General features: G+C 63.3%; 21 protein-coding genes. 12 read left to right on the top strand and 9 right to left on the bottom strand.

The annotated features are described in order from the left end of the window. Window positions 1-8 precede the first annotated feature (8 nt). On the top strand, window positions 9-431 hold the full coding sequence (locus L21SP4_RS11095; protein WP_201774634.1) for a DciA family protein: 423 nt from the start codon (window positions 9-11) through the stop codon (window positions 429-431). A 14-nt stretch (window positions 432-445) separates the two neighbouring features. Here the strand turns inward: L21SP4_RS11095 and L21SP4_RS11090 are convergent, their stop codons facing one another. The 3 genes from L21SP4_RS11090 to L21SP4_RS13175 are packed head-to-tail and all read right to left on the bottom strand — an operon-like array spanning window position 446 to window position 2,967. Further along, window positions 446-1,402, bottom strand: coding sequence for a UDP-glucuronic acid decarboxylase family protein (locus L21SP4_RS11090; protein ID WP_052882709.1), 957 nt, complete (start codon window positions 1,400-1,402; stop codon window positions 446-448). A gap of 18 nt (window positions 1,403-1,420) precedes the next feature. Next, window positions 1,421-2,602 carry an ATP-binding protein gene (locus L21SP4_RS11085; RefSeq protein WP_052882708.1) on the bottom strand — a complete coding sequence of 394 codons (1,182 nt, stop codon included), beginning with the start codon at window positions 2,600-2,602 and terminating at the stop codon, window positions 1,421-1,423. Continuing rightward, window positions 2,599-2,967, bottom strand: coding sequence for a hypothetical protein (locus L21SP4_RS13175; protein ID WP_052882707.1), 369 nt, complete (start codon window positions 2,965-2,967; stop codon window positions 2,599-2,601). Before L21SP4_RS13175 ends, L21SP4_RS11085 begins: the two co-directional genes overlap by 4 nt. Before the next feature lie 75 nt (window positions 2,968-3,042). Here L21SP4_RS13175 and L21SP4_RS11075 point away from each other — a divergent pair, with 75 nt between their 5' ends. Both L21SP4_RS11075 and L21SP4_RS11070 read left to right on the top strand, forming a co-directional pair. Beyond that, on the top strand, window positions 3,043-4,380 hold the full coding sequence (locus L21SP4_RS11075; RefSeq protein WP_096335079.1) for an FAD-binding oxidoreductase: 1,338 nt from the start codon (window positions 3,043-3,045) through the stop codon (window positions 4,378-4,380). Window positions 4,381-4,399: 19 nt separating this feature from the next. After that, the gene (locus tag L21SP4_RS11070; RefSeq protein WP_052882706.1) at window positions 4,400-5,131 is read left to right on the top strand and encodes an SDR family oxidoreductase; all 732 of its coding nucleotides are present in this window, start codon (window positions 4,400-4,402) and stop codon (window positions 5,129-5,131) included. Between the two features lie 326 nt (window positions 5,132-5,457). Here the strand turns inward: L21SP4_RS11070 and L21SP4_RS11065 are convergent, their stop codons facing one another. Further along, window positions 5,458-5,727 carry a hypothetical protein gene (locus tag L21SP4_RS11065; protein WP_052882705.1) on the bottom strand — a complete coding sequence of 90 codons (270 nt, stop codon included), beginning with the start codon at window positions 5,725-5,727 and terminating at the stop codon, window positions 5,458-5,460. A 34-nt stretch (window positions 5,728-5,761) separates the two neighbouring features. Next, window positions 5,762-7,138 (bottom strand): aspartate ammonia-lyase, encoded by a 1,377-nt coding sequence (locus L21SP4_RS11060; RefSeq protein ID WP_074041483.1) that lies wholly within the window; start codon window positions 7,136-7,138, stop codon window positions 5,762-5,764. Window positions 7,139-7,598: 460 nt separating this feature from the next. Here L21SP4_RS11060 and sppA point away from each other — a divergent pair, with 460 nt between their 5' ends. Genes sppA through L21SP4_RS11045 form a run of 3 tightly spaced genes read left to right on the top strand, consistent with a single transcriptional unit; the run spans window position 7,599 to window position 9,775 of the window. Next, on the top strand, window positions 7,599-8,594 hold the full coding sequence (gene sppA, locus L21SP4_RS11055; RefSeq protein WP_160300816.1) for a signal peptide peptidase SppA: 996 nt from the start codon (window positions 7,599-7,601) through the stop codon (window positions 8,592-8,594). A 15-nt stretch (window positions 8,595-8,609) separates the two neighbouring features. Further along, window positions 8,610-9,173: a LysM peptidoglycan-binding domain-containing protein gene (locus L21SP4_RS13235; protein WP_201774633.1), complete on the top strand. Its 564-nt coding sequence runs from the start codon at window positions 8,610-8,612 to the stop codon at window positions 9,171-9,173. 20 nt (window positions 9,174-9,193) lie between these two features. Next, window positions 9,194-9,775: a thioredoxin family protein gene (locus tag L21SP4_RS11045; RefSeq protein ID WP_052882701.1), complete on the top strand. Its 582-nt coding sequence runs from the start codon at window positions 9,194-9,196 to the stop codon at window positions 9,773-9,775. 424 nt (window positions 9,776-10,199) lie between these two features. Here L21SP4_RS11045 and L21SP4_RS11035 read toward each other — a convergent pair whose 3' ends face one another. Further along, on the bottom strand, window positions 10,200-11,774 hold the full coding sequence (locus L21SP4_RS11035; protein WP_052882699.1) for an arylsulfatase: 1,575 nt from the start codon (window positions 11,772-11,774) through the stop codon (window positions 10,200-10,202). A gap of 160 nt (window positions 11,775-11,934) precedes the next feature. On the opposite strand from L21SP4_RS11035, the gene L21SP4_RS11030 reads away from it, so the two are divergent. The 3 genes from L21SP4_RS11030 to L21SP4_RS11020 all read left to right on the top strand — a co-directional run bounded on the left by L21SP4_RS11030 (window position 11,935) and on the right by L21SP4_RS11020 (window position 17,922). Next, window positions 11,935-12,846 (top strand): Druantia anti-phage system protein DruA, encoded by a 912-nt coding sequence (locus tag L21SP4_RS11030; protein ID WP_082116585.1) that lies wholly within the window; start codon window positions 11,935-11,937, stop codon window positions 12,844-12,846. After that, window positions 12,846-13,403 carry a DUF6444 domain-containing protein gene (locus tag L21SP4_RS11025; protein WP_144413850.1) on the top strand — a complete coding sequence of 186 codons (558 nt, stop codon included), beginning with the start codon at window positions 12,846-12,848 and terminating at the stop codon, window positions 13,401-13,403. Before L21SP4_RS11030 ends, L21SP4_RS11025 begins: the two co-directional genes overlap by 1 nt. 64 nt (window positions 13,404-13,467) lie before the next feature. Then, on the top strand, window positions 13,468-17,922 hold the full coding sequence (locus L21SP4_RS11020) for a glycosyl hydrolase (RefSeq protein ID WP_052882697.1): 4,455 nt from the start codon (window positions 13,468-13,470) through the stop codon (window positions 17,920-17,922). A gap of 49 nt (window positions 17,923-17,971) precedes the next feature. Here L21SP4_RS11020 and L21SP4_RS11015 read toward each other — a convergent pair whose 3' ends face one another. The 3 genes from L21SP4_RS11015 to folE2 form a co-directional block, all read right to left on the bottom strand. Continuing rightward, complete coding sequence (locus L21SP4_RS11015; RefSeq protein WP_052882696.1) at window positions 17,972-18,877, bottom strand: CobW family GTP-binding protein; 906 nt, start codon at window positions 18,875-18,877, stop codon at window positions 17,972-17,974. Continuing rightward, window positions 18,874-20,283: a uroporphyrinogen decarboxylase family protein gene (locus L21SP4_RS11010; RefSeq protein ID WP_074041482.1), complete on the bottom strand. Its 1,410-nt coding sequence runs from the start codon at window positions 20,281-20,283 to the stop codon at window positions 18,874-18,876. Before L21SP4_RS11010 ends, L21SP4_RS11015 begins: the two co-directional genes overlap by 4 nt. A gap of 283 nt (window positions 20,284-20,566) precedes the next feature. Continuing rightward, the gene (gene folE2 / locus L21SP4_RS11005; protein ID WP_052882695.1) at window positions 20,567-21,355 is read right to left on the bottom strand and encodes a GTP cyclohydrolase FolE2; all 789 of its coding nucleotides are present in this window, start codon (window positions 21,353-21,355) and stop codon (window positions 20,567-20,569) included. A 1,221-nt stretch (window positions 21,356-22,576) separates the two neighbouring features. Here folE2 and L21SP4_RS11000 point away from each other — a divergent pair. From L21SP4_RS11000 to L21SP4_RS10990, 3 genes are read left to right on the top strand one after another with little or no spacing between them, the layout of a single operon-like run. Further along, complete coding sequence (locus L21SP4_RS11000) at window positions 22,577-23,491, top strand: TIGR02597 family protein (protein ID WP_144413849.1); 915 nt, start codon at window positions 22,577-22,579, stop codon at window positions 23,489-23,491. A gap of 26 nt (window positions 23,492-23,517) precedes the next feature. Next, a complete protein-coding gene (locus tag L21SP4_RS10995; RefSeq protein WP_144413848.1) occupies window positions 23,518-24,168 on the top strand; it encodes a hypothetical protein in 651 nt (216 codons plus the stop codon). Window positions 24,169-24,199: 31 nt separating this feature from the next. Further along, window positions 24,200-25,978: a hypothetical protein gene (locus tag L21SP4_RS10990; RefSeq protein WP_144413847.1), complete on the top strand. Its 1,779-nt coding sequence runs from the start codon at window positions 24,200-24,202 to the stop codon at window positions 25,976-25,978. The last annotated feature ends 91 nt before the right edge of the window (window positions 25,979-26,069 follow it).

Raw genomic sequence — 26,069 nt, 5'->3', positions numbered from 1 at the left:
ATACCGGCGTGAAAGAGGAACCTGAACGACGCAGGAGCTACCGGCCCGATTACTGGCGCATGCAGCGGGAACGCCTGCGGATCAGCGCGCCGCGGCCGCCCGAACCGCTCCGCCATACCAAGCGCGTCGATGAAGTGCTCGCGCCCGTACTCGGCGGGATGGGGCTCGAGGACGCCTTTCGCGTAAGCCGGCTGCACGAGGACTGGGCGGAAATCGCCGGCCGCCCCGTGGCGGATCATACCCGCCCCGGCCGCCTGGAGGGCGACCGCCTCGTAGTCTATGTCGACCACCCCATGTGGATGAGTGAGCTGTCGAGGTTCGGCAAGGGACCGCTGCTGGAAAAGGTGCGGCGTTACGTGAACGACGGGAGCGTGCAGGACCTCGTGCTGAAAATCGATCCGGGCAGACGCCCGGGTTCAACCTCCCCCTGAGCTGTGCGCAAACGCTACGCCAGCAGCTCGCGGAAGTATTCGATCGTCCGCTCCAGACCCGTGTCGAGGTCGACTTCCGGCTCCCAGTCCAGAAGCTCCTTCGCCAGCGAGATGTCGGGCCGGCGTTTCCGGGGATCGTCGGCGGGCAGGGGGTGCATCCGGATTTCCGATTTGGAGCCGACGGCGGCGATAATCTTCTCCGCGAGCGCGAGGATGGGGGTCTCGACGGGATTGCCGGCATTGACCGGCCCGGTGACTTCGTCCGGGGTGTCCATCAGCCGGATCATCGCCTCGACCAGGTCGTCCACGTAACAGAAAGAACGCGTCTGAGACCCGTCGCCGTAAATCGTGATCGGTTCGTGGTGCAGGGCCTGGACGATGAAATTGGAGACGACGCGCCCGTCCTGCGGGTGCATGCGCGGTCCGTAGGTGTTGAAGATGCGCAGGATCTTGATCGGCATCGAATATTCGCGGCGGTAGTCGAAGAACAGCGTCTCCGCACAGCGTTTGCCCTCGTCGTAGCATGCGCGCGGACCGACCGGGTTCACGTGGCCCCAGTAGGATTCGGTCTGGGGGTGAACCTGCGGATCGCCGTAGACCTCGCTGGTCGAGGCCTGAAGCACCCGGGCGCCGACGCGCTTGGCGAGACCCAGAACGTTGATCGCGCCGTGGACACTGGTCTTCGTCGTCTGCACGGGATCGAACTGATAGTGGATCGGCGAGGCGGGACAGGCCAGGTTGTAGATCTCGTCCGCTTCGAGGTAGAGGGGGAAGGTGATGTCATGGCGCATCAGCTCGAAGAGCGGGTGGTCCATGAGGTGCAGCACGTTGTCTTTACGCCCCGTGAATAAATTGTCCACGCAGAGTACGTCGTGCCCCTCGTTCAGCAGCCGCTCGCAGAGATGCGAGCCCAGAAAACCCGCCCCGCCGGTCACCACCACGCGTTTGCGGGTGAGTCTTTTCTCGCTCATGATCCGTGTCCCTTCGTATCAGCCCGCCCCCCGGCCGTCCGGTCCGGCCGGCAACGCGAGCCGGAATACCGTTCCCTCTTCCTCGGTCGACGTGAAATCCACTTCGCCCTTCAGGTACGACTCGGTGAGGAGCCTGATACTGTAGGTGCCCAGACCGCGGTTCAAGCCTTTCGTGGAGAAAGAGCGCTTGAAGACCCCGGCCTTGACCTCTTCGGACATGACGGCGGGGTTGCGCACGCTCCAGCAGACCCCGCCGCCGGGCGCCGCGGACAGTTCGACGCGTACGGCGTCCCCGGCGCCCGAGGCCTCCAGGGCGTTCTTGGACAGGTTGGTGAGGACCCGTCCCAGCAGCGAGGCGTCGGAGACGATCGCCGGAACGTCCTCCGCGAGCTGCAGATCGAACGTCTTGTCGGCGGCGGGTTCGCTCTGTGCGAGACGTCTGTGGACGCGGCGCGTCACCGCCCCCGGATCGAGCCGCGCGAACTCGGGCTCCAGCTCGCCCCGCTCGGCCGCGGTCAGCGTCTTGTAGGCGCGGATCTCCTCCAGCAGGTCGTCGGCGGATTCGCACAACAGGTGTGCCAGCTCCTCCAGTTCGGCGTCCTGCAGCGGCGACTCCGCCAGGGCCGCGGCCACGCCGCGCAACCCCCCGGCCGTGTTGAGGATGTCGTGGAAGAAGATGCGTTCGAGGACCCGGCGCCGGTGCTCATCGCTGATGTCGCGGGCCGAGAACAGCGTGAAGCGTTCGTCGTCGACCACCAGCGGGCTGGACCAGACCCGCAGATCGACGGCGACCTCTTCGCCGTTGCTGCGCCGCAGGAGATGACACTCCTCGACCGCCTCCGCGTTTTCGGCGTCGCACCGCGCCATCGAGCGCGCCGCGCCGCAGTAGCGGCAGAAGGAGGAGGTGCCGCACCCGTCCGGACCTTCGTCGCGGTGGATGCAGCCAAGGATCTCCCCGGGGCGCCGCCCCCGGAGGGCGTCGGGGTCCCCGACTTCATCCGCGAGAAAATCACGGAAGGCGCGGTTGGCGTGCAGACACTGGCGTCGGTCGTTGACCACCAGGATCATGTCCGGCACGGAGTCGAGCGCGCGCAGAAGACCGGGATGGTCGACCAGCCGCTCGCGCTGGTGCCGCCATTCGGCTTCCGCCAGGCGCTGGCGCGGCAGCGGTACGGGGGAACGTTCGACACCGTTTATCATTCCTCTTCGTCCTTTCCGCCGCCGTCCTCGAAATCGGGGCAGGTGTCCGTGGCCTCGACCTCCCGGCGGTGTTGTGCGCACCACTGGAGGAAGGGGTTCACGGTGTAGTGGGCGCAGTGACGGCATAACCGGCGGGTCTCGTCGCCGTCAAACACATCCGCCGCGGGCGAGCGGTCGGATTCGTCGAACAGTTCCGGGGTCTGCGGGGCGCTCTTGTAGGGGATTTGGCTCTCGTCCGCAAACAGGTGGCCGCAGGACGCGCAACTCAGCGCTTCGCCGGTCTTGCGCAGACCCTCGAAGCACGGTTCGCGCCGGAGCAGGGTTTCACGCCCGCAGGCGGGGCAGTTGATTTCCACCGCAGCCATGACGGATTCAATATAGCCTTCTGTCTTCTTGCTGACAAGGGGACGTCCTGTTACCGTCCGTCGCGGAGGTCAGCCGTGCCGAGAATATCCAACTGGGGCCGCTATCCGTCGGTCGAAGCCGCGATGCACGAGTTCGAGGACGCCGGGCAGCTCGCGGAGACGCTGTCGGGTCTGGACTCGGCGATTCCCCGCGGCAACGGGCGCTGCTACGGCGACTCCGCCCTCGCGCCCGCCATGATCTCCACCCTCCGCTACAACCGGCTGCTCTCCTTCGATGAAGCCACCGGTGAACTGCGCTGCCAGTCGGGCGTCCTGCTGTCCGACATCCTCGACGTCTTCGTGCCCCGCGGCTGGTTTCTGCCCGTCACGCCCGGCACCAAACGGATCACGGTCGGCGGCGCGATCGCCGCCGATGTTCACGGCAAGAGCCACCATGTCGACGGCAGTTTCAGCCGCCATGTGCGCGAACTGGAGATCATGCTTCCGGACGGTTCCGTGAAGCGCTGCTCGCGCAGCGAGAACGCCGATCTTTTCCGGCTGACCTGCGGCGGGATGGGGCTGACCGGGGTCATTCTCTCCGCCTCGTTCCGCCTGCGGCCGGTGGAATCGGCCTACATCCGCGAGGAGACGATCCGTGCTCCGAACCTGGCGGCGATCATGGACCTCTTCGAGGAATCATCCGGCTGGACGCACTCGGTCGCCTGGATCGACTGCCTGAGCACGGGAGCCCGCCTGGGGCGGAGCCTGATGATGCGCGGGGAACACGCCGGCGCCGCGGAACTGCCCACCGAGCGCGAACGGCGCGCACCGCTGTCGCTCAAACCGGGCCGCGAGATGAATGTGCCGTTCACCTTCCCGAATTTCGCCCTGAACCGGCTGACGATGAAGGCGTTCAATTTTGCCTATTACCATCGCATGATCGCCAACCGCCGGTTGCGGATCACTGATTATAACCGCTTTTTCTATCCGCTCGATGCCGTCCGCAACTGGAACCGCATCTACGGCTCGCGCGGCTTCACCCAGTACCAGTTCGTCCTGCCGAAGGCCGCGGGGCGCGCGGGACTGGAACGCATCCTGCACCGCATCGCGAAGAGCGGGATGGGCTCGTTCCTCGCCGTGCTGAAGCTTTTCGGCCCGCAGGACGACCCGCTTTCGTTCCCGATGGAGGGCTACACGCTGGCGCTCGATTTCGCGATCCGGCCCGCGCTGTTCCCGCTGCTCGACGAACTCGACGCCATGGTCGCGGAGTACGGCGGCCGGCTCTATCTCGCCAAGGATGCGCGCATGAGCCGCGCCATGTTCATGAAGACGTATCCCGCCGCGGCTTCGTACCGCCGGGCGCTCGCGATGCTCCACGAAGGGGGTACGCGGCTTGCGTCGCTGCAGTCGGACCGGATCGGGTTGACGGATTAAACACCGGAAGGCGGACACCATGAAGAACGTGCTGATCCTGGGGGCGACCTCCGACATCGCGCGGGCCCTCGCCCGCGCCTGTGCCGGGCGCGGATGCCGGCTGATGCTCGCCGCGCGCGACCCGGCGCGGCTGGAGGACGACGTGAAGGACCTGCGCATCCGCTCCGGCGCAGAGGTCGATGCCGTGCAGTTCGACGCCCTCGACCGCGAGGCGCATCCGGAATGGTACGCCGCGCTGCCCGTCGCGCCGGATACCGCAGTCTGCGTATTCGGCTGTCTCGGCGACGAGGACGCCGCGGAAAACGATCCCGCCGAGGCGCACAGGATCGTGGATACAAATTACGCCGGAGCCGTGTCGGTGCTGGACCGCGCCGCGGCGTCGATGAAAGAGGCCGGAACGGGAGCGATCGTCGGGATCAGCTCGGTGGCCGGTGACCGGGGGAGGGGCTCGAACGCCCACTACGGCAGCGCCAAGGCCGGATTCAGCGCCTACCTCTCCGGCCTCCGTAACCGCCTCTTCCCCGCCGGCGTGCGCGTGCTCACCGTGAAGCCCGGCTACGTGCGCACCCGGATGACCGCCGGAATGGACCTGCCCGATGCGCTTACCGCAGACCCGGACGACGTCGCCGACGCGGTGCTCAAAGCCCTCGACGGACGGCGCGACGTGATCTACGTGAAGTGGATCTGGAGGTGGATCATGCTCGTGATCCGGATGATCCCCGAGCCGGTGTTCAAGCGACTGAGACTGTAGGGGGGCAGAGGAAGCCTGACACCTGCGCAAGAATCCCTGCGGGGATCGGGATAGAGAACGTGTTTCGTAGTGACTCCCCGCCGGCGGGCATAAATATTCGCGTCAGTTCGCGGTTCAGGAAGAAGGAGAACCGCTGATGGGCGCTAATGAAATCGAATCACGCCCTGGTTCGGCTTGCGTCTCCCGGGCAGGGCGTGCTCTCCGAGCGCGCCGCTCTTTTGCGGACGGCCTTCTGCTGTACATCGGAACCGCCCCACCTTGCGTGCGCCAACAACCCGGCGACTCGGAAACCCATTACCGGACAACCGGATACCATCCGCGGTCCCTCACTCCGAAGTCCACGCCAGGTACAAGCCGATGAAAAACACCGCCAGCCCGAGCATGCTGTAGATAAACAGGTACGGGAAATACTCGGGGCCGAAGTACTCGGACATGAAGTTTCCCCCCATGCGCAGAGCGAAAAGGTAGGCCAGAATCAGTCCGAATCGGCTCGCCCGGAAGAGCAGACAGACCGTCATGCTGAGCACGAACGCGATGACGACTGCGGTCGACATCTCGAGGTGCGCGTAACGCACGAACGTGATGAAATCGTGCATTCTCGCCTCCTGTTTATTCGGTGCCGGTTCTTGGTCAGTCGGAGGGGCCGGTCGAGGCCTCGACGAGCCGCTGCCATTCCACGTCACTCATCAGACCCTTTTCCGAAACCAGTTCGGACATCGGGCGACCGGAGGCCACCGATTCGCGCACCAGTTCGCATACGCGGTCGTAGCCGAGCACCGGGTTGAGCACCGTCGCCAGCCCCGCGCTTTGCTCGAAATTGCGGCGGCAGACCGCCTCGTTGGCTTCAATGCCCCGGATGCAGCGGTCCGCCAGGGCCGTGCAGATCCGCCGGATGATGCGGGCTGAGGTTATGAGGTTGGCACCGACCAGCGGCATATGAGTGTTGAGTTCGAGCTGACCGGCGCCGCAGGCGAGCGATACGGCATGGTCCAGTCCCAGCACCTGCATGCAGGCCATGTTCGCGGCTTCGCAGATGCTGGGGTTCAGCTTGCCCGGCATGATCGAGGATCCCGGCTCCACGGCCGGCAGGGTGATCTCGCCCAGCCCGGTGCGGGGGCCCGAACTCAGCAGGCGCAGGTCGTTGACGATTTTCAGGAGGTCGTGCGCGAAGGCGCGCAGCGCGCCCGAGAACGCCCCCGCGTCGGTCAGGAACTGGGTCGCCTCCACGCCGTCTTCCGCGACCGCGAAATGCCCGCCGGTATCTTCGTTCAGCGCCGCCAGGATCTTCTCCCGGAAGGCGTGCGGGGTGTTGAGTCCCGTGCCGACCGCGTTGCCGCCGACGCCGAGTTCGCGCAGCGGTTCCGCCGCCGCGTCCAGCCTTCCGCGATCCTTGCGCACGGCGCGCGCCCAGGCCGCGAATTCCATGCCGAGCGTGATCGGCACCGCATCCTGCAGATGAGTGCGGCCGCTCTTCCTTACGCCCGCAAAGGCCCGGGCGCGTTCTTCGAGCGCCTCTTCGAGGTGCTCCGCTGCGCGGTCGAGCTCCGGAAGGCCCAGGACCACCGCCACGCGGATCGCGGAGGGGAAGACATTATTGGTGGACTGCCCCCGGTTGACGTCGTCGTTGGGATGGACGCGGTCGCGGTCGCCCGGCGCGCCGCCGAGTTCGATCGCCGCGAGGTTGGCGAGCACCTCGTTGAGGTTCATGTGCGAGGAGGTGCCGGAGCCCGCCTGGAAGACATCGACCGGAAACTGGTCGTCGTGCCCCCCCGCCAGCACGGCGTCGCAGGCCTTCTGGATCGCCTCCGCCGTGTCCTTTTCCAGAAGACCGAGACCGCGGTTGGCCCGGGCGCAGGCCCGTTTGATGCGCGCCATGGCATAGATCAGTTCGAGCGGCAGCTTCGCGCCGGCGGAACCGAAGTTTTCCATCGAACGCAGCGTATGGATGCCGAAGAGCGCATCGTCCGGCACCTCCCGGGTTCCTAAACCGTCTTTTTCCGTCCGCATGGGTATGCTTTAGCACGTTGCGGCGACGATGTGAAGGTGCGGGATATCGTTCGTAGTAGCGCCGCAAGCCTGCCCCGGCAGGCCAGGAGCGTGAAAGATAACGGCCCTGGCCCCGCTTCGCGGGTCTGCGGGCCTACTACGAACGCAAGAGAGAGCGCACGATCTCTTTGCCTCTGCTCTTCTCATTCATCTTTGCGATCTCTGCGCCTTGGCGAGAGTCATGTCTTGTGTATTTGTCAGCGGCGGCACTCCGTCCGCTGAAGTGACTTCAACCCGTTTTTCTCTCGCCAAGCCGCCAAGGTCGCCAGGTAATTTCTTCCTTCGAGGGAGCACGATCTCTTTGCCTACGCTATCCTCATCCATCTTTGCGATTCCGGCAGTTTCACAAAAATCCAGGAATAACCCTCCTTCAAGTCTTTCGCGCGTTGCGTTATAGTGCCCGCATCGAATGGAGCATCACATGAGTGGACGGCGAGGAAAGAGTACTCTGGGACTTTGGATCACGGTGGCGATGCTGGCCTTTTTTCTGCTGATGAGCGGCGCCGTGAACCTGGGGCTGCTGGCGGGGATGAGCGCGGGCGGAGGCGAATCGCTGACGGCGAAGTATCCCGTCGACCAGGAGCCTCGATTGCGCGAACGGTGGTCCTACGGCTACGGCGAGACCAAGGTCGCGCGTATTCCCCTCATGGGGCCGATCATGCGCGGGGGACAGGGGGGGCTGTTCGAAGCCGCGGGCATGGTCGAATCGGTGCTGGCGCAGATCAGGACGGCGCAGAACGACGGGGATGTGGAGGCGATCATCCTCGAGGTGGACTCACCGGGAGGCGCGGTTACCGCGAGCGACGAGCTGTACATGGCCCTGCGACGTTTCCGCGAAAGCACGCCGGAGAGAAAGGTCGTGATTTTCGTCCGCGACATGGCGGCTTCGGGCGCCTACTACGTGGCCATGGCCGGCGACCGTCTGATCGCCGAACCCACCTCGATCGTCGGCTCGGTCGGGGTCCTGTTCCAGAGTCTGAATGTGCGCGGCCTGTCCGAGAAGATCGGGGTGGAGGACGTGACGATCACCTCCGGCCGGCACAAGGATCTTTTGAACCCGTTCCGCGAGGTGCAGGAAGAGGACGTGGAGATCCTTCAAAAGCTGGTCGACGACGCCTACCGCCGCTTTGCGGGGATCGTCATGGAAGCGCGCGGATTCGAGAATCTCGACCTTCTCGACGGCCGCGTCTTTCCCGCGCGCACGGCGAAAGAGAACGGGCTGATCGACGAGATCGGCTACTGGGAGCACGCCGTGAACGCGGCCGCCGGACTGCTGGGCGCGGAGGAACTCTACGTGGTGCGTTACGAGATGCCGCGGGGGCTGGCGGCCCTGTTCGGCCGGATGGAGTCGCGGCTGGGCATCGACCGCCTGGCCCGGATCAGCTCCCCGCGGCTCTATTATCTCTGGAACCCTTAAACGAAGGAGCGAAGCGTGAAGCACATACGGGTGATGATTCAGGGAAGTCTCATAGCCGCCGCGGTCATTTCGCTGGCCGGGTGCCAGACCTGGGAGGCGTCGCCGGCTCCGGCGCCGCGAGCGAACTCGGAAGTGCATTCGGCGCGTTTCCGTGAGGACCTGCGCCTCATGGATGAGCGGGTCCGGCGTCTCGAAGGACAGATCGAGTCGCTCGAGATGGAGATGAACCGTCTCCGGCAGGATATGCAGACCACCGCGGGCACGGCTTCGGCTTCCACCCGACGGCGGATCGCTTCGCTGGAGTCCAGGATCGATCAGCTGGAGGCGGCTCGTGAGCGCGACCGGGAGGCGATCGTGAAGAACGTGAGCCGCGAGATGGAAACCATCCTCGAGAAGCAGCCGCAGAACGGGGGCGGCGGGACGGACGGCTACGGGTACGAGCACGAGGTGCAGAGCGGCGAGACGCTCTCGGCCATCGCGAAGGCATACGGCGTCACGGTCAAAAAAATCGTCGAGGCGAACAACCTCAGGAATCCCGACCGGCTGCAGGTCGGACAGAAGCTTTTTATCCCCGAGTGATCGGGGCGGGGAGGTGCGCCATGGTGGAAACCGCATCGACCATGATGGAGCTGGGCGAAGAGGCCCCCGGATTCAACCTTCCGGACGTGCGTACCGGCGAACAGGTTTCGCTGGAATCGTTCCGTGACTGCGAGGCGCTGCTGGTGATGTTCATCTGCCGGCACTGTCCCTTCGTCAAGCACGTCGAAGGCGGACTGGCCCGTATCGCGAAGGAGTACCGGCCGGAAGGACTCGGGGCGGTGGCGATCAGCGCCAACGATCCGGGCACGCACCCGGATGACCGCCCGGAAAGTCTCAAGGAACAGGCGGAAGAGCAGGGGTTCGATTTCCCCTATCTCTTCGACGAGACCCAGGAAACGGCGAAGGCGTACCGCGCCGCCTGCACGCCGGATCTCTACCTCTTCGACGCCGGACGGAAGCTGGTGTATCGCGGTCAGCTCGACGACAGCCGCCCCGGCAGCGGCAGGCCGGTGACCGGCAGCGACCTGCGCGAGGCGGTCGATGCCGTGCTCGAAGGACGTGAAGTACCCTCGAATCAGCGTCCTTCCACCGGCTGCAACATCAAGTGGAAGCCGGGCAACGAGCCGCCGTACTTCGGGTAGGGTGCGAATTACCTTGAACTCCGCACCGTTTCCTGAGTTCAACATGGGGACACTCGGGGGAATATCGTACTCGTACTCGTACTCAGCGAAGCGGTACTCGTGCTTGAATTCCTTGAATCGATGGATGGGATCGCGCCTTCGGCGCTCCGAGTACGCGTACGAGTACGAGTATATGTCCCCCCCTCAACCAACCTTCATGCTCTTCATGTCCTTCATCGTTCTCTCTCTCTCCTCCGATCTGCCGCATCCCACCTTTCCCGGGAACCCTTCCATAAAAATCCACGAATAACCCTTTTTTCCGCCGGGACACCCTGATTCAAAACTCACTTCAATGTTCACAGGGGGATTCGAGCGCTTCTTCGGGCAATGTTGAAGTCAGGTGGCGGCCTGGCGAGAGAAAAACAGATCCCGTTCGGATCCGCTTTCAGGGCATTTCAACCGGCACGTACTGTGCGCCGGTGCCGCGGTCGCCCATCCGTAACGGTGCCGACGTTCCTTTGCCTTTCTCGAAAGGCTCCTTGCGGAACGATTCGTACCACTCGTTAAAGGCCCGGTCGAACGCACGGGCGATCTCGGGGTGCTCGTCGACCACGTTCACCGTCTCGGTGCGATCGCGTCCCAGGTGGTGCAGTTCCCAGGGCTCACCGTCGACCGAGACCAGCTTCCAATCGCCGCGCCGCACGTAGCGGTGATCGACCATATACGCCATGGTCCGGTAGTCCGGGCGCGACTGTTTTCCGGCGCGCAGGGCGGCGGAGATGTCCTGGCCCTCGATGCCGGGCGGGCGGGCCGTGCCGCCCGCGAGCGCGTGAAAGGTCGGCAGAAAGTCGAGCACATGGACCGGCATGCGCGCGAGCGAACCCGCCTCGTAGCCCGCCTCCGGCCAGTGAAGAATCATCGGTCCGCAGATCCCGCCTTCGTGCATGTTGCGTTTGTACATCCGGAACGGGGTATTGGAGACGTGAGCCCACGCCGTCCCGAGCGACCAGTGTGAATCCGGGCCTCCCGGGAGAATTCCCGCTTCGACCATCCTGCGCGAGCCGCGGTCAAAGGGATTCGCGCCGTTGTCGCTTATAAACACGATCAGCGTGTTCTCCAGTTTGCGATTTTTTTCGAGCCACCGCAGGACGCGCCCGATCTGGCGGTCCATCCGGTCGATCATGGCGGCGTAGGTCGCCATGCGGCAGTCCTCCATGTCCTTCTGCCCATCGGTCAGTTCGTCCCAATGCGGGAGGTTTTCCGGCCATGCGGTCATGGCCGCGTCTTCGGGAATCAGCCCCATCTGCTTGATTCGCTCAAAGCGCCGCTGCTTGAAGTATTCCCACCCCGCGCGGTATACCCCGCGGTATTTTCCGATGTCCTCCTCCGGAACCTGCAGCGGGTCGTGCGGCGCATTGTAGGCGAGATACATGAAAAAAGGCTGTTCCGGAGTCTCGTGCTGTGCCTCATCGAGAAACCGGATCGCGTAGTCGGTAAAAGCGTCCGTCGTATAGAATCCCTCCGCGGGAACGGGGAATTTCGTTTTGCCCAGCTTGATGCGCCCCGATCCCGTATAGTAGTTGCAGGCGCCCTCTTCGATTCCGAAGAACCGCTCGAAGCCGCGGTCCGTCGGATTGCGCGACACGTGCCACTTCCCGGCCATCAGCGTGCGGTAGCCCTGTTCGCGCAGGAGGGCGGGAAGGAACGATTCGGCGCGCTCGCCGTAGCACCCGATCTCCGGCGTGTTGCGATGCCCGGTCATCAGCGCCGTACGCGTCGGTTCGCACTTGCCGTAATTATAGAACTGTGTAAAACGCACGCCGCGGTTCGCGAGACGGTCCAGATGGGGCGTGTCCACCTCGCCGCCGTAGCAGCCGAGGTCCGAGTACCCCATATCGTCGGCGATGATAAAAAGGATGTTCGGCCGGCGGGGTTCCTTCGCTCGTGCGGCCAGAGGGGCCGCCGCGAAAGCCGCCCCCGTCCTGAGAAAATCCCTCCGCGAAAACGACATGCTGCCCATCGTGACTCCCCGCCTTGATGATGATAAATTGTAACTACTCAGGTAGCCCCACCATGGCGCTACCACTGAAACAATCGTAGTCTACCCCCCCCCGAGCGCAACAGAAAAAAGTCGCGGTTTCTGCTGGACTCGGATCGCGTGGTCTTCTACGCTGCTGACCATGGCACAGGCTATGGTCATTCAGGGGCGGAAGATCACGGACGGCGAGATCGCCTTGATCCGGGATTTGATGGCAGAGCATCGGGACTGGGGGCGTACCCGCCTCAGCGGGGAACTGTGCCGCTGCTGGAACTGGCGCAACGCGCAGGGCCGTATCAAGGACATGGCGGCGCGCTCCCTGCTGTTGAAGCTGGAGCGGCGCGGATGCATCGAGTTGCCGGCGCGTCAACGCCCGTCTTCCAATCATTTCCGCAACCGGTGCGTGCCTGCCGTAGAACCTGCCGCCGAACCGATTCGCTCTGACCTGAGCGCATTGCGGCCCCTGTCGGCAGACCTTGTCGCCCCACGTTCGGATAACTCGCAGTTGTTCAAAGGGCTGCTGGGCCGATACCACTACTTGGGCCATCGCAACACGGTGGGCGAGAACCTGCGCTATCTGATCCGCGACCGGCACGGTCGGCTCGTGGCCTGTGCGCTGTTCGGTTCGGCGGCATGGAAATGCGCGGATCGGGATCGTTTCCTCGGCTGGGATCGGGCCTGCCGTGAACGCAATCTCCAGGCATTGACCAACAATACGCGTTTCCTGATCCTGCCCTGGGTCGAAGTCCCGCATCTGGCCAGCCACGTCCTCGGCCTCATTGCCCGGCGCATCCGGGATGACTGGCAGGGCAAGTACGCTCATCCCGTGCATGCCTTGGAAACGTTCGTGGACCGTTCCCGATTCAAAGGCACCTGCTACCGGGCCGCGAACTGGATGCGCCTGGGCGCAACGCAGGGGCGGACCCGCAACGATCGAGACCGCCGCATCCAGGCGCCGGTCAAGGACGTGTATCTGTATCCGCTCATCCCGGAGTTCCGGCGGGAGTTGTGCGCACCCGCCTGCTCCCGAACCGAAGGGAGGGCGGGCAGGTGATGACACGCCAAGAGGCCGAAGCGATCTACGACGCCGGCAAGGAAACCGTCGTGCGGGTACTGTTGATGATGGATGCGCGCATCCGTGCTCTGGAAGAACGCGTTCAGTCTCTTGAGAACCAACTCGCCAAAAACTCGCGCAACAGCAGCAAACCGCCCTCCAGCGACGGCTTCAAGAAACCTGCGCCCAAAAGCCTGCGCAAGAAGGGCAAGCGCAAGTCCGGCGGCCAGCCCGGCCATACCGGCCATACGCTCGCGATGGCCGACAAGCCCGAGCACACCGAAGTGCACCGTGTGAAGGAATGCGAACACTGCGGCCGCTCTCTAGCCGATCAATCCGTCGAGGGCATCGAAAAGCGTCAAGTCCATGACCTGCCACCCCTGCGGCTGATCGTCACCGAGCACCAGGCTGAAACCAAAACCTGCGCCTGCGGCCATCTGAACAAAGCCGCGTTCCCCGAAGGGGTCAACGCTCCGGTGCAATACGGCGAGGGGATCAAGGCTGCGGCCGTGTACCTGAAGAACTATAAATTGACAATATACGATACCAATCATTAACATAAACGACCGTTTGTGCTCAAGCTTTGATGGTTTAGCGGAGGTGCGTTTTAAGGGGAGTATCATGAAGAAGCGTGTTTTTCTGACCGCGCTGGCGGGAACTTGTGCCGTAGTGCTCACGGCCCGGGCGGGCGGCCGGGTCACGGAAGCGGACGGGATCGATCCGGCGGGTTTTGCCGATCCGCCGGTGACGGCGCGGGCGATGGTCTACTGGGACTGGATCAACGGCAACGTCAACCGCGCGGCGATCACGCGCGATCTCGAGCACATGAAGGCCGTCGGGCTGGGCGGAGGGCTGCTCTTTGACATCCCCAACCTGCACCAGCATGATCCCGGGTACGTTCGTCCCGGCCCGGTCGCGTTCATGAGTGAAGAGTGGCTCGACCTCGTCCACTTCGCCGCTGAAGAATCGCAGCGGCTCGGCCTCGACTTCGGGATCGTCCTGTGCTGCGCCTGGAACACCGGCGGGCCGTGGATCGGGCCTGAGGACAACAACCAGCTTAACGCCTCTGCGGAGATGCGCGTGTCCGGCCCGCGCAAAGGACCGCTGAAGCTGCCCGACGCCTCCGTCGATCCCCGTTATAAAGATATCGCCGTGGTCGCCTGGCCGACCCCGGATCGCATGGACCGGCTCATGCACCGTCATTCCCCGGAGATCCTGATCAACGGCGAACCCGGCGACGCTTCCATTTCCGGGAGGATGATGGACGGCAATCGTCATAACGCGGCTTCCGTTCCCGCCCCGGAACCGGAACGCCCCGTCACGGTGGAGTTCGTCTTTGACCGCCCGGTGACCGCGGACGGTCTCTATATTCAGGAGAACCCGCGTTTCGGTGTGCGCACAGGGCGGATTGAGGCACGCGTGGACGGTGCCTATAGTCCGGCGGCCAGGTTTTCAACCGACGGTTATTCGCCGGTAAAGGTTTCGTTCGAGCCCGTGACCGCGCGGCGGTTCCGGCTCGTCGTGACCGACGCGCAGCCGATTGCCGCCGCCCGCGGTGAGCTTCGCCTGTACGAGGTCCAGCTTCTGAAGCCGGGGAGCTGGTCTCCGGACGTGCCGGCGCCCCGCAATTTCGCGTTGAAGCGCGGTTATTTCAATGCCCGCGGCATGCACCGGGGAGGGGACCCGCTGCCCGCGCGGCACCTCGCGGCCACGCCCGCGGCCGGGCGTATTCCCGCGCTGGAGCCCCGGCGCACCACCCATCTGACCGCGCGGCTGAACGGCGACGATACGCTGGACTGGCGGGTGCCGGAGGGGGAATGGACGATTCTCCGTTTCGGCATGACGCCCGCGTATGCGCACACGTACAACGCCGGCGGCCGGGCGGGCAATGAAGGCGCGCTGGAAGCCGACAAGATGAGCGCGGCGGCGATTCGAAAACACTATGAGGCGATGGGCGAGGCGATCCTGCAGCACCTGAGTCCGCGCGGCCGCGAGGCGCTCGACTTCTTTCACGTCGACAGCTGGGAGCAGGAGGGCAACCTCTGGACCGGGGCCTTTCTCGACGAGTTCAGAAAGCGGCGCGGCTATGATTTGACGCCATATCTGCCCGTGCTTGAGGGCCGGATCGTCAAAGATGCCCTGACCACTGATCGCGTCCTTTGGGACTACCGCCGCACCATCGGTGATCTGCACATTCACAACCATTTCGCCGAACTCGCTGCCCTGTGTCACGAACACGGGATCAGACTTTCCGCTCAGTCCGGGCACTTTTTCCAGGCGAACATGGACACCATCGGGTCGGTTGCCCGGGCTGACTATCCCAGCGGCGAATTCTGGAACCGGGGACGCGAAAGTGCGGAGCCGGATCTCCGCAACACGGTCAGGGACGCGGCATCGGCCGCGAATGTCTATAACCGCGACTTCACGCTGATCGAATCCTATACCTGTAATCAGTGGCATCGGAACTGGATTTCGCCGCTCGACATGAAGAAGCAGGGTGACTACGCGTTCAGCGAGGGCGTGCGCCGGATGTTCATCCACGGCCTGTGGATGGATCCGGAGGTCGGCAACCGCCCGATCGGTTTTTCGTGGGGGCCTACCGGGATCGACGTCGGTCCGGACATTACCTGGATGCCGGACGGACGTCCGTTCTTTGACTACCTGGCCCGCTGCCAGTACCTGCTTCAGGCGGGCGTGGTCGACAACGACGTGCTCTACTTCTATGGCGACGGCTTTCCGAACATCACGCCCAGGCGCGACGAGCTTCCGCTGGCCCTGCCGACGGGCCGGGACTACGATGCCGCAGACGGGCGCGCGATTCGCGAACGCGCCCGCGTCGAAGACGGCATGATCATCATGCCGCATGGAGCGACGTATCGCGTACTCCTCCTGCCGCCGCGCGACACAATGCTCCCCGAAACGCTTGAAGCCGTGTACCGGCTGGTCCGCAGGGGCGCGATCGTCGTCGGCCCGAAACCGCTCCGCTCCCCCAGTCTCTCCGATCAGCCCCGGGCTGATGCCGTTATCCAGGAACTCACCGACCGGTTATGGGGGCCTGATCCCGAGCCCTCGGGGTCGAAGCGAACCGGCCGGGGGAGGGTTCACTGGGGCGTCGAGCTGGCGGCGGTCTTTGAAGAGCATGGCATCCCGCCCCAGGTGAAGATCCGGGGTGCCGGAGAGGCGGAAATCGCCCATGTCCATCGTCGCATGGGGGACGGGCGCGAGGTTTACTTCCTCGCCAACCGCAGCGGTCGCGGAGTCGAACTGGAGGCGGCCTTCCGCAATACCGGCGGGACGCCCTGCCGATGGGACCCCGGCACGGGTGCGCGTTTCCGGCTGCAATCCGTCGGCGAAGACGCGGTCCGTGTCGATTTGCCGCCCTGGGGCTCGACCTTTGTAGTCTTTGATCCGCATGCAGGCGAACTCCCGCGGGAACCTTCAACGTCGGTCGAGGACAGGATGGTGCTGAGCGGTCCGTGGCGGATCACGTTTCAGGAAAACCGCGGCGCACCGGCGGAGTACGTCTTCGATGAACTCAAGTCATGGACGGAGGCGAACAGGCCCGGGATCCGGTATTTCTCCGGTTACGGGACGTATCACAAGGAGTTCGAACTTGAAGACCCGGTGGACGGAAAGACCTATACGCTCGATCTGGGCGACGTCGGGGACGTAGCGCATGTGAAGCTCAACGGACACGATCTCGGTACGCGGTGGAAGCCGCCTTTTCGCGTGGACCTTACCGATGCCGTCCGGAACGGGAAAAACAGGCTGGAAATCGCCGTGGTGAACACCTGGATGAACCGGCTGGTCGGCGATGCGCAGTTCCCTCCCGACAAAGCCATCGTAAACACCTTCGTGCGCGGAGAGATTCCCGAGTCGGAATACGGCCTCGAGAAGTTCCCGTCCGGGTTGCTAGGACCGGTCGCCGTGGAGGTGCGGCGCGCGCAGAAGAACGCACCCCTCGAATACGGCATGGCCGATCCGAACGCATCTCTGACGCGGATGCCCGATTCGGTGCGCCCGCTCCTGGATACCTTCATGCGCGACCCGCAGGTCTGCGCCGGCCCCGACGGATGGTATTACATGACGGGTACGACCGAGGCCCCGGGAATGGATCCCTGGCATATCAACGACGGCATCCGGCTCTGGAAATCGCGCGATCTTAAACACTGGACGCCGATGGGGTTGGTCTGGGATCTGGACGAAGCCAGGGGGTGGCAGCGATTCTACTACGTCTACGATAAGGACGGCTCCACGCCGGGCCGACTCGTCGCGCCGGAAGATCTCACCGCAGAAATGCGCTCGACCCTCCGGGTCCGCCGCGCGGTCTGGGCGCCGGAGATCCATTACCTGAAAAGTCAGGGAACCTTTTTCCTCACCGCCTGCATCAATCACAACATCCACCTTCCCCGTGAACAGTGGGCCGGACACAAACACTGGGGTGCGACTTTCGTCCTGCGCAGCACGAGCGGGCGGGCGGACGGCCCCTACGTGGACCCGCATCCCTCCGCGCCGCTTACTGGCGGGATCGATTCCAGTCTGTTTGAAGACGACGACGGAACCGTGTACCTGGCCTGCCAGGGAAGCTCGATCGCGCGGTTCCGGGAGGATATGAGCGGATTGGCCGAAGGCCCGTGGGATCCGCGCGAGACGCCTTTCCCGCGCGAGGCCTACGCCGAAGGCGCGTTTCTGTTCAAGGCCCGCGACCGGTACCGCCTCGTAAAGACCTACTGGAGTTTCGCCGAAGGGGATCGCTTTACCTACGCCCAGCATCCGGCCCCGAAAAAATACAGTTACGATCCCCTGCTCGCCACCGCGGACTCGATTCGCGGTCCCTACGGTCCGCGTCACAACACCATTACGGGCGGGGGTCACGGTAATTTCTTCTGCGATCATCAGGGCCGGTGGTGGGCTTGCGTCTTTTTCAACCCCGCCAACAAACTCGCCGGGAATGAACGCTATGCCTGCCGTCCGGCGCTGGTGCGGATGCAATGGGTTGACGACCGGCTCGTTGTCGATCGCGAGGCCAACGACGCATTTTATGCCTCGAGAGAAGGTTTCCGGATTTCGGAATAATATGAGGATGCGGCCAGGGCACCTTGCGAAGGGTGGATGCGAACAGTGGTCATGCCCCGTCGTTGAGCACCTTCTCCGCCCAGGGCGCGAGTGTATCTTCGCATCCGCCGCGGACGATCCAGACGGTTACGGGCTCGCGACCCTGCGCCCCGGTCTTTTCGGTCGTAAGCCGCCCGGCGGCATAATCGAGGTAGTGCAGGCCTCCGTCGGGGGCGGGGGCGTAGCCCTTGATACGGTAGAGATCGTCCGCCCCGGTCTTCAGCGCTTCTTCGAGTGCGGCGGGATCGACGGGTTTTTCCGCGCGCACCTCGAACGTCGCGTAGTTCGGATCGCGGCACTTCGCGTATTCACCGTGAAACTCGAGAGCCGAGGCGGGCGACTCGAAGATCGGAATTTCCGCTCCGGTGCGGACGCAGCGTACGATCTCCGCCTGCGTGCCGGTTTCACGGACCGCATGTTCGACGGCGCGGAGCTGTTCTTCTTCGTGGAGGTCCGTCTTATTGACGAGTACCGTGTCCGCGGACTTCACTTGGGTGGTGATATTGGGGAGCGTCCTGACGAGCTTCAGGAAGGTGCCGGGATCGACGATGCTGATCACGCGGTGGAGTCTGTAGACGCGATCGAGCTTCGTCTCCGCCAGCATATCGCCGATCACTCCCGGGTCCGCCATCCCGCTCGCCTCAATAATCACGCCCTCTGTTTCGGGCCAGCGTTCGGGCACGTTTTTCAGCTGTCCGATGAACTCGGTCACCAGACAGCGGCAGAAGATGCTTCCGCCGGGGATGGACACCACGTCCGGGTTCTCCTCCGAGACCAGCGCGCCGTCGATATCGCGCGGGTTGAACTCATTCACGAGATAGACGAACCGCCGCTCCCCGTAGCGGCGGACCAGACTTTTCATGAACGTCGTCTTTCCCGCGCCGAGGAAGCCTGTGACGAGGCAGACCGGGATCATGAGTTCGGATCTCCTCCGTTTTTCGAAACGTAATTCTTGTCGACCGCCTTGTTTTCGATCGCTTCGACCAGCGTGTTGTGGTCGGGAATGATCGACGAGAACGCGATCTCGCCGTCGATACAGATCGTGGGGAGGTTTTTCACCCCCAGTCGCGCCATCATGCCGATCCCGTCGCGGACCATGATCTTGTGTTCATTCACATAGGTCTTCACGAACGCGTCGTCTGCCGCGCGTCGCACCGCGTCCATCATATACTGGCAGGGTGCGCACGAGGTCGAGTCGAGGGTGATGACATCGAGCGTCACCGCTTTCTGCGCGTCGTAATCGGGCAGTTCGATGTCGTCGTACGTTTCTTCCTCCTTTTCGCCCCGGGCCGCAAGCACCTTGCGCGCCACTTCGCGGGCGTACTCGTCGTGCACCATCTCCGCCACGGCCTGCAGGTTGGCCGGCGGGGTGTGGTACGGGAGGTCGCAGCCGGGCGAGAGCACGAAGCCGGTGCAGCCGCTGCGGTCCATGATGTTCAGGGTCTCCAGCTTCGCGTCGTCCTCGTCCCCGAGCAGCAGCACGGACGTAAGGCGGATATTCCCTCCGAACGCCTTGCCGTTCTTCTCCGCCAGCTCACGCAGGCGGGTCATATCGATCTGTTCGTCGACCGAGATGTGGTCCGCCTCCGTCCCGCACATCACGTCCAGGTTGCGGCTCACGTCGCCACAGACGAAGATCGAGGAGTACGATCCGCGTCCGCGGATATAGTCAAAGACCCGGTTCATGGCGGGGGTGACGAAGCCCGTGAAGTGTTCCGCCGAGATCTGGCTGGTCATGGGATCGACGACGGCGATCACGTCCGCCCCGTGGTCCAGATAGAAGCCCGCCGACTGAATCGCATAGTCCGCGCAGCGTTCGACCAGTTTGCGAACCTTGGCTTCGTCGTCGTACATATCAATAAAGATCTCGTTGCCCGCGAGGTGGAGGGCGAGCGTGAACGGGCCGCAAACCAGCCCGTAGAGGGCGGTTTCATCGCCGATCTCCTCCCTGAGCCGGTCCAGTGCGGCGAGGACGACCGGAAAGCGTCCGCCGTCCTCGCTCAGGTCCGGCAGGTCCTCCAGCGCCGTGCCGCCTTCGAGCGGATGGGTGGTGACCGACGGGGGGACATTGCTGTCCCAGTGCAGGTCGCAGCCCAGCACCTCCGCCTCGATCTGCAGGTCGAATGCCACGGGGATGCCGTCCGGGCGGTAGAGTTCGTTCGCCCTGCGGATCCCCTTTACGATCGAATCACTCGACTTCAGATAATCGTCCGCGCGTTCGCCGATCAGGTTCCCGCCGTGCACGCCCACGAAAGGCACCCACGCCGGCCGCTCCGTCGTCTCGCGCCCGAGCGCGCGCAACAGCACATCTTTTCCCTTCATCGCCTCGCTCCTCCGCCGTCTGACACGGCACTGGCTGCATCTCAGCCCGTAAACTAGGGCAGTCCGCGGCGCCTTTATAGAAGATTAGACAGTGAAAATATAAAAATGTTGCGATTAAGGGGTCGAAAAGTGGCGCGATACCTTGCGGGGAGCCGGCCGATATTAGGCGGATGCAGGGAGAAGTGTGCGAGGCCCGGCCGGATGAAAGGATTGTAGCTAAGTATGACGATATTGCGGAGAGGGGTCAGGGGGGTGCGGTCGGGTTCGGTTCGGGGACGGAAGTTCAGCGTCTCTTTTCAGGTTCGACGAGTGCGTAGGCGCTGTGGTTATGGATGCTTTCGGCATTTTCGCTTTCCACGCGGTACCAGTCGATGCGGGGGTCTTCTTTCAGGCGCACGCCCACGCCGCGGACGACATCTTCGACGAAGCGCGGGTTCCGGTAGGCCTGTTCGGTGACGGCTTTTTCGTCCTCGCGCTTCAGCAGCGAGTAGAGGGGGGCGCTGGCCTCGGATTCCGCGATTTCGATGAGGTCTTCGATCCACACCATGGCCTGGCTGCGGATCTGGATACGGATGGAGGAGCGCTGGTTGTGCGCGCCGTCCGTACTGATCGCTTTGGAGCAGGGGCAGAGGGTACAGACGGGGACGTCGACTTCGACGACCAGGTCGGGGGGGTGTTCCTCGCCGTTGGTATCCAGTGAGGCGATAAAGGCGCAGTCGTAATCCATCAGCGACACGGCGCCGGAGACCGGCGCCTGTTTTTCGATGAAGTAGGGGAACCGTATTTCGAGGTGGGCGGTGCGGGAGTCGAGGGTACGGATCATGGCGCGCAGGATGCCCTCGAGTTTATGGATCGAGATGCGGCCGTGGTACTGGTTGAGAATCTCCACGAACCGGGACATGTGCGTGCCTTTGAAATGGTGCGGCAGGTCCACGTACATATTCACGCGGGCCACGGTGTGCTGGGACTCGTACTGGCGATCCTTGACGATGATCGGGTAGCGCAGTCCCTTGATGCCCACCTTGCGGATGGGCATGTTGCGGAAGTCCGGAGAGTTCTGTGTGTCTTTCATATCGGCCGCGGTGCGGATTGGTGGGCCCATGCTAACGCACTCGGCGCGGTTGTCCAGCGGAAGAAAGGGGGGGAAGGGGGGAGAAAGAAAAGAGGTTAACCATGAAGGGGGGAAGGGCATGAAGGGAAAGGCAAGGGAAAGGCAAGAGATAGGCATATAGGAGAGGCTCAGGAGTTTAAGATTTGATTACAGGGAGAGGCTCTTGCAGAACCCTTCGCGTCGCCCGCCTGCGGCGGTCGCCACGAGGGGTTCTGTACGTGAACATGGCGCGCCCGCGTACGTTTCGGTGCGTTCGGACGTGTGAGGGTCCGAAAAAGGCTTTTTTGGGATTCTTCGCAGATTTTTGTGGTGGAGCCGTTCGGGGAAGAGGCGGGATGGAAGACGACAAACGTTCGTAGTAGCGCCGCACGCCTGCCCCTCGGCAGGCCGGGTGCGTGAACGTAACGGCCCTTTATGCCTTCGGCGGACAGGCTAAGCGCGCCGGTTTTGCGGACGGCCCGGAGGTCCGTCCCTACCCTCACGCATGGGTTCGGCTTGCACCTCTTGGGTAGGGCGCGATCCCACTCCCCCGATTCAAGGAATTCGAGTACGAGTACCGCTTCGCTGAGTACGAGTACGCGTACGTTGCGACGCAAGCCGTCAGGCGCCGCGCTGCGGGGTGTTTTGCAAGAGGCTCGGTTAATATTTCCGCCTCCTTTTCCCTCATCCTGTCAATTTTTTGCCTTTCCCTTCATGCCCTTCCCCCCTTCATGGTTAACCTCTTTCTTGTCCCCCTCTTTCTTCCCGTTTCTCTCTCCTCCTTTCCCTTCCATACAATTCTAACTACCCCCTAACTATCCCCTAACAGTCATCGTGTGCATTGTCTTTCGTTTTCATGAACGCAGCTGGATACGCCTTTCAGGGGGGGGGCACGATGGCAAACGGATGCCGTGCCACGACGAGCCGGGAGCGCCTCGGCGGCGCTGTTTTTGCGGCGTTCTCCCTTCCCTTCGATTTAACCCATATTTCAGACGGACCTAACTTTTTCTTAACGGGCATACGTGTGAATGCCCTGCGTCGTTCATCGCTGGCGGGCGGGGAACAGAAGGGAGGGCGGCCTGCCGGAGTTTGAATGACGAGCAATCGTGTCCTGCTGCACAGCAGGGCGGAGCAAGGCGGCGGGAGGTCCGTCGCCCGGTGGAGGAGAGCAGAGAACCGAAACCGAAAAAGAGAGGACGAGGAGTGAGTACGAAGAAACATATGATGACTGCGGCGGCGGCCCTGTTGCTGTCCGCGCCGGTCGTGTTGGCCGGGGAATGGGTCGGCTACAATGCCACCACGATTCCCGCCGGTGCCGACGTAATGGTCTCGGTGCCTTTCAGCCAGGACTATGCGTTGGAAACGACGGTCGACACGAAGACGGCGACGGGCGTGACGGTGTCCGACACGCTGACCGCTGGTGACTATGCGGATGATTATTACATCCGGATGACCAGCGGCACGGGCGAAGGCCTGTGGACCACGATCAGCGACAACGGGACGGATGGATTCACGATGGAAAACACGAACGTGCTGACGCATATCAGCGCGGGCGATGCATTCCAGGTGATCCCGCATCACACCGTGGCGTCGCTGTTCCCCGAAAGTCATTTCGGGATCAGTTACACGAACGACGTTTCGCTGAAGTTCTACAACAGCGCCACCGTGGGTGTGGACGACGCGCCTTCGGATACGGTGAGTTACGATGCATTCGGCGGAAACTGGAATACGCCCGCCACCATCGTGCCGCCGCTGACGCAGATGATCATCCGCAACGGTTCCGGCGAGGAGCTGACGTTTGCCTGTGCCGGCGATGTGCCGCAGGTGAAGGCGGCGTTCATCGTCGCGGCGGGTGTGGAAGACGACTACCACATCGGATCCGGCTTCCCGGTCGATGTAACGGCCGCCTCCGTTTCGGCGAACACCGGTCGTTCGCTGAAGCTGTATGACAACGGTGCGACGGGACAGAACAAACCGCCGGCGGAGTCGGTCAGCTACAACGCATTCACGGGCGACTGGAATACTCCGGGCAAGACGCTTGATGAGGGCGAAGGATTCGTCCTGCGCACGGGCTCGGGCGAAGTCGGCGGTCTGGTCACGGTCCAGAAACCCTACTGATGAATAACAAGGGAGATACGATCATTATGAAAAAGGTGCTTCTCACGCTTGCCGCGATCGGTCTTACGGCCGGGGCGGCGATGGCCGATGTCTCGTTTGCCGGGATCTCGGGCTATTACAACGACGTTGACGACAACAGGGTTGAGCTCGGCGATAAGTTCTGCGTTTTCATCGACATCGATGACGACGGGATCGACGGCGCCGGCCTGTCCAACTACGAAGACAACAACGCCACCTGGCTGAGCGTGCTCGCGACGGATACCTTCGAATGGGACTCCGACGACCTGCTCGTATGGGACGGCGCAATGGATGGTTCGGGCGATGGCGTTTTCGATCTGACCACGTCCAACGGCGGTTCGGACCCTCAGGTCGCGACGGGCGATATGCCCGCCGGCTACGATACGGGCGATCCTATGTACGTGCTGTATTTCCCCGGCCTGAGCGGTTCGGCCACTTCGCCGGGCAGCATCACGCAGGTGGGATACTACACGCAGGACGACTGGGATGCCCCCGTGGATCCCGGCGGAAGCGAGGACCTTAATGCCGTTGATTTCGACGGCCTGCAGAGCGCGATTGCTGTGCCCGAACCCGCGACGGGCGTGATCGCCATCGTCAGCGGTCTCGGTCTGGCATTTTTCCGCCGCCGTACAATGATGCGCAATCGGATGATTGGCTGAACAGAAGAAGAATAAGGAGATACTGAATATCATGAAGAGTAGTCTTAAAAAACTGAGCATCGCGGCGGCTGCCGCGGCTGCGCTGGGCTTCGGCCTGACGCAGGCGGACGCCGCCGACGTGGTGGTCGCCAGCGACATCACGACCAGTACGACCTGGACCTCGGACAACACGTACATCCTGTCGAATATCGTCTTCGTCGCGGACGGCGCGACGCTGACGATTGAAGAGGGTACCGTCATCCGCGGTCTGGACGACGACGAGACGGTCGGGGCGGACAACAATCCCGGCGCGCTCGTGATTGCGTCCGACTCGTACATCGAGGCGATGGGTACGGCGACGAACCCGATCGTATTCACCAACGAGGAAGATGACAACGTTCCGGGCGGGGCGAAGACCAGCCCGTTCTACAACGGGACCTCCGTGGCCGAAAACCAGATCTCCGAGGAATGGGGCGGAGTGATTGTGCTCGGCGACACGTATATCGCCAACGACACGGCCGGCGGCCCGGTTTCCAACCGGACCGAGCAGATCGAGGGGGTCACCGATCTGGAGGGTCAGTTCGGCGGCTGTGATGACGATGACTCCTCGGGTGAGATGCACTACGTCTCGATCCGCTACGGAGGATTCGGTCTCAAGGCCAATGAGGAAATCAACGGCCTGACGATGGGCGCGGTCGGCCGCGGCACCGAGCTGGATCATATCGAAGTGGTCAACAACGTGGATGACGGCTTTGAATGGTTTGGCGGCACGGTCAACTCGAAGTACCTCATCACCTACAACATCGGGGACGATGCCTTCGACAGCGACCGCGGATACCGCGGAAAGTCGCAGTTCGGCCTCGTGGTGAAGGGCGCCTGCAAACCCGGGCTGGCCGAATCCGGCGGCGGGGTTGCCAACCGCGCGTTCGAAATGGATGGCGGCAAGAGCCCGGACGAGTCGCAGCCCTACGCTCTGTCGCAGTGGCACAACTACACGCTGATCGGGCTGGGCGAGAACTCGGACGCCTCCTGGGGCGGCGGCTGGGCCGATGATACCGGCATCGAAATCCGGGATAACGGCCGCCCGCAGCTCTACAACTTCATCGTCATGGACATGGGCGGTGACGGCGTGGACATTGAGTACAGTTCGGAAGGGGCGAGCTCCGCGGACGGCTGGACGACCGTATGGTCGAACTACCCGGCGGCGGATTACAGCTCGGCGTGTCACTCGAATGACTCGTACTTCTACCGGACGCAGACGCAGGGGTACCAGACCGAGATCGCCGATTGCCTGTTCTACAATATCGGCAAGAGCGTCTCGACGGACAAAGGCGATGTGGATCTGCTGGACGCCTCCAAGCGTAACATCGTGCTCTCGCAGAGCCCGATCCGGAACATCGGCCGGAAGGCGCACCAGAGCTACGACACGGCCGGTAACACCATCATGGTCGTGACGAATCTGGATCCGCGCCCGACCTCGGTCGCGCTCGGCACCCCGCGTACAGCTCCGGCGGACGGGTTCTTCACGCCGGTCGACTACTACGGCGCCTTCAGTCCCAGCTATGACTGGACGAAGGGCGGCTGGTCGCTGGTCGGCAGCGAGATCATGGACACGCCCGCCAATCCGACCGCTCCGGCGAGCGCCACCTCGGAACTCACGTTCTCCACGTTCTTCCAGACGGAAGACGGGGTGGCCTACGTGGTGGAAGCCTCCACGGACGGCAACAGCTGGTACCCGGTCGGTACGGTGCTCGGCGACGGTTCGACGAAGGCCGTTACGGACCTGAGCGAGTTCGAAGAAGGCCTGCTGTATCGCGTCAGCGTTCAGTAAGGAATTCGGGAACCGCTTAACTCACGTCTGGTGGCGGGCCGGAAGGCCCGCCACCGGACTTTTATCTGAAACAGCCCGGTACGGAATAAAA

The sequence above is a fragment of the Kiritimatiella glycovorans genome (genome assembly GCF_001017655.1).
GTDB classification, from domain to species: domain Bacteria; phylum Verrucomicrobiota; class Kiritimatiellia; order Kiritimatiellales; family Kiritimatiellaceae; genus Kiritimatiella; species Kiritimatiella glycovorans.
Note: the sequence above shows the minus strand (reverse complement) of the source record. Positions and strands in the feature narration are given on the sequence as shown.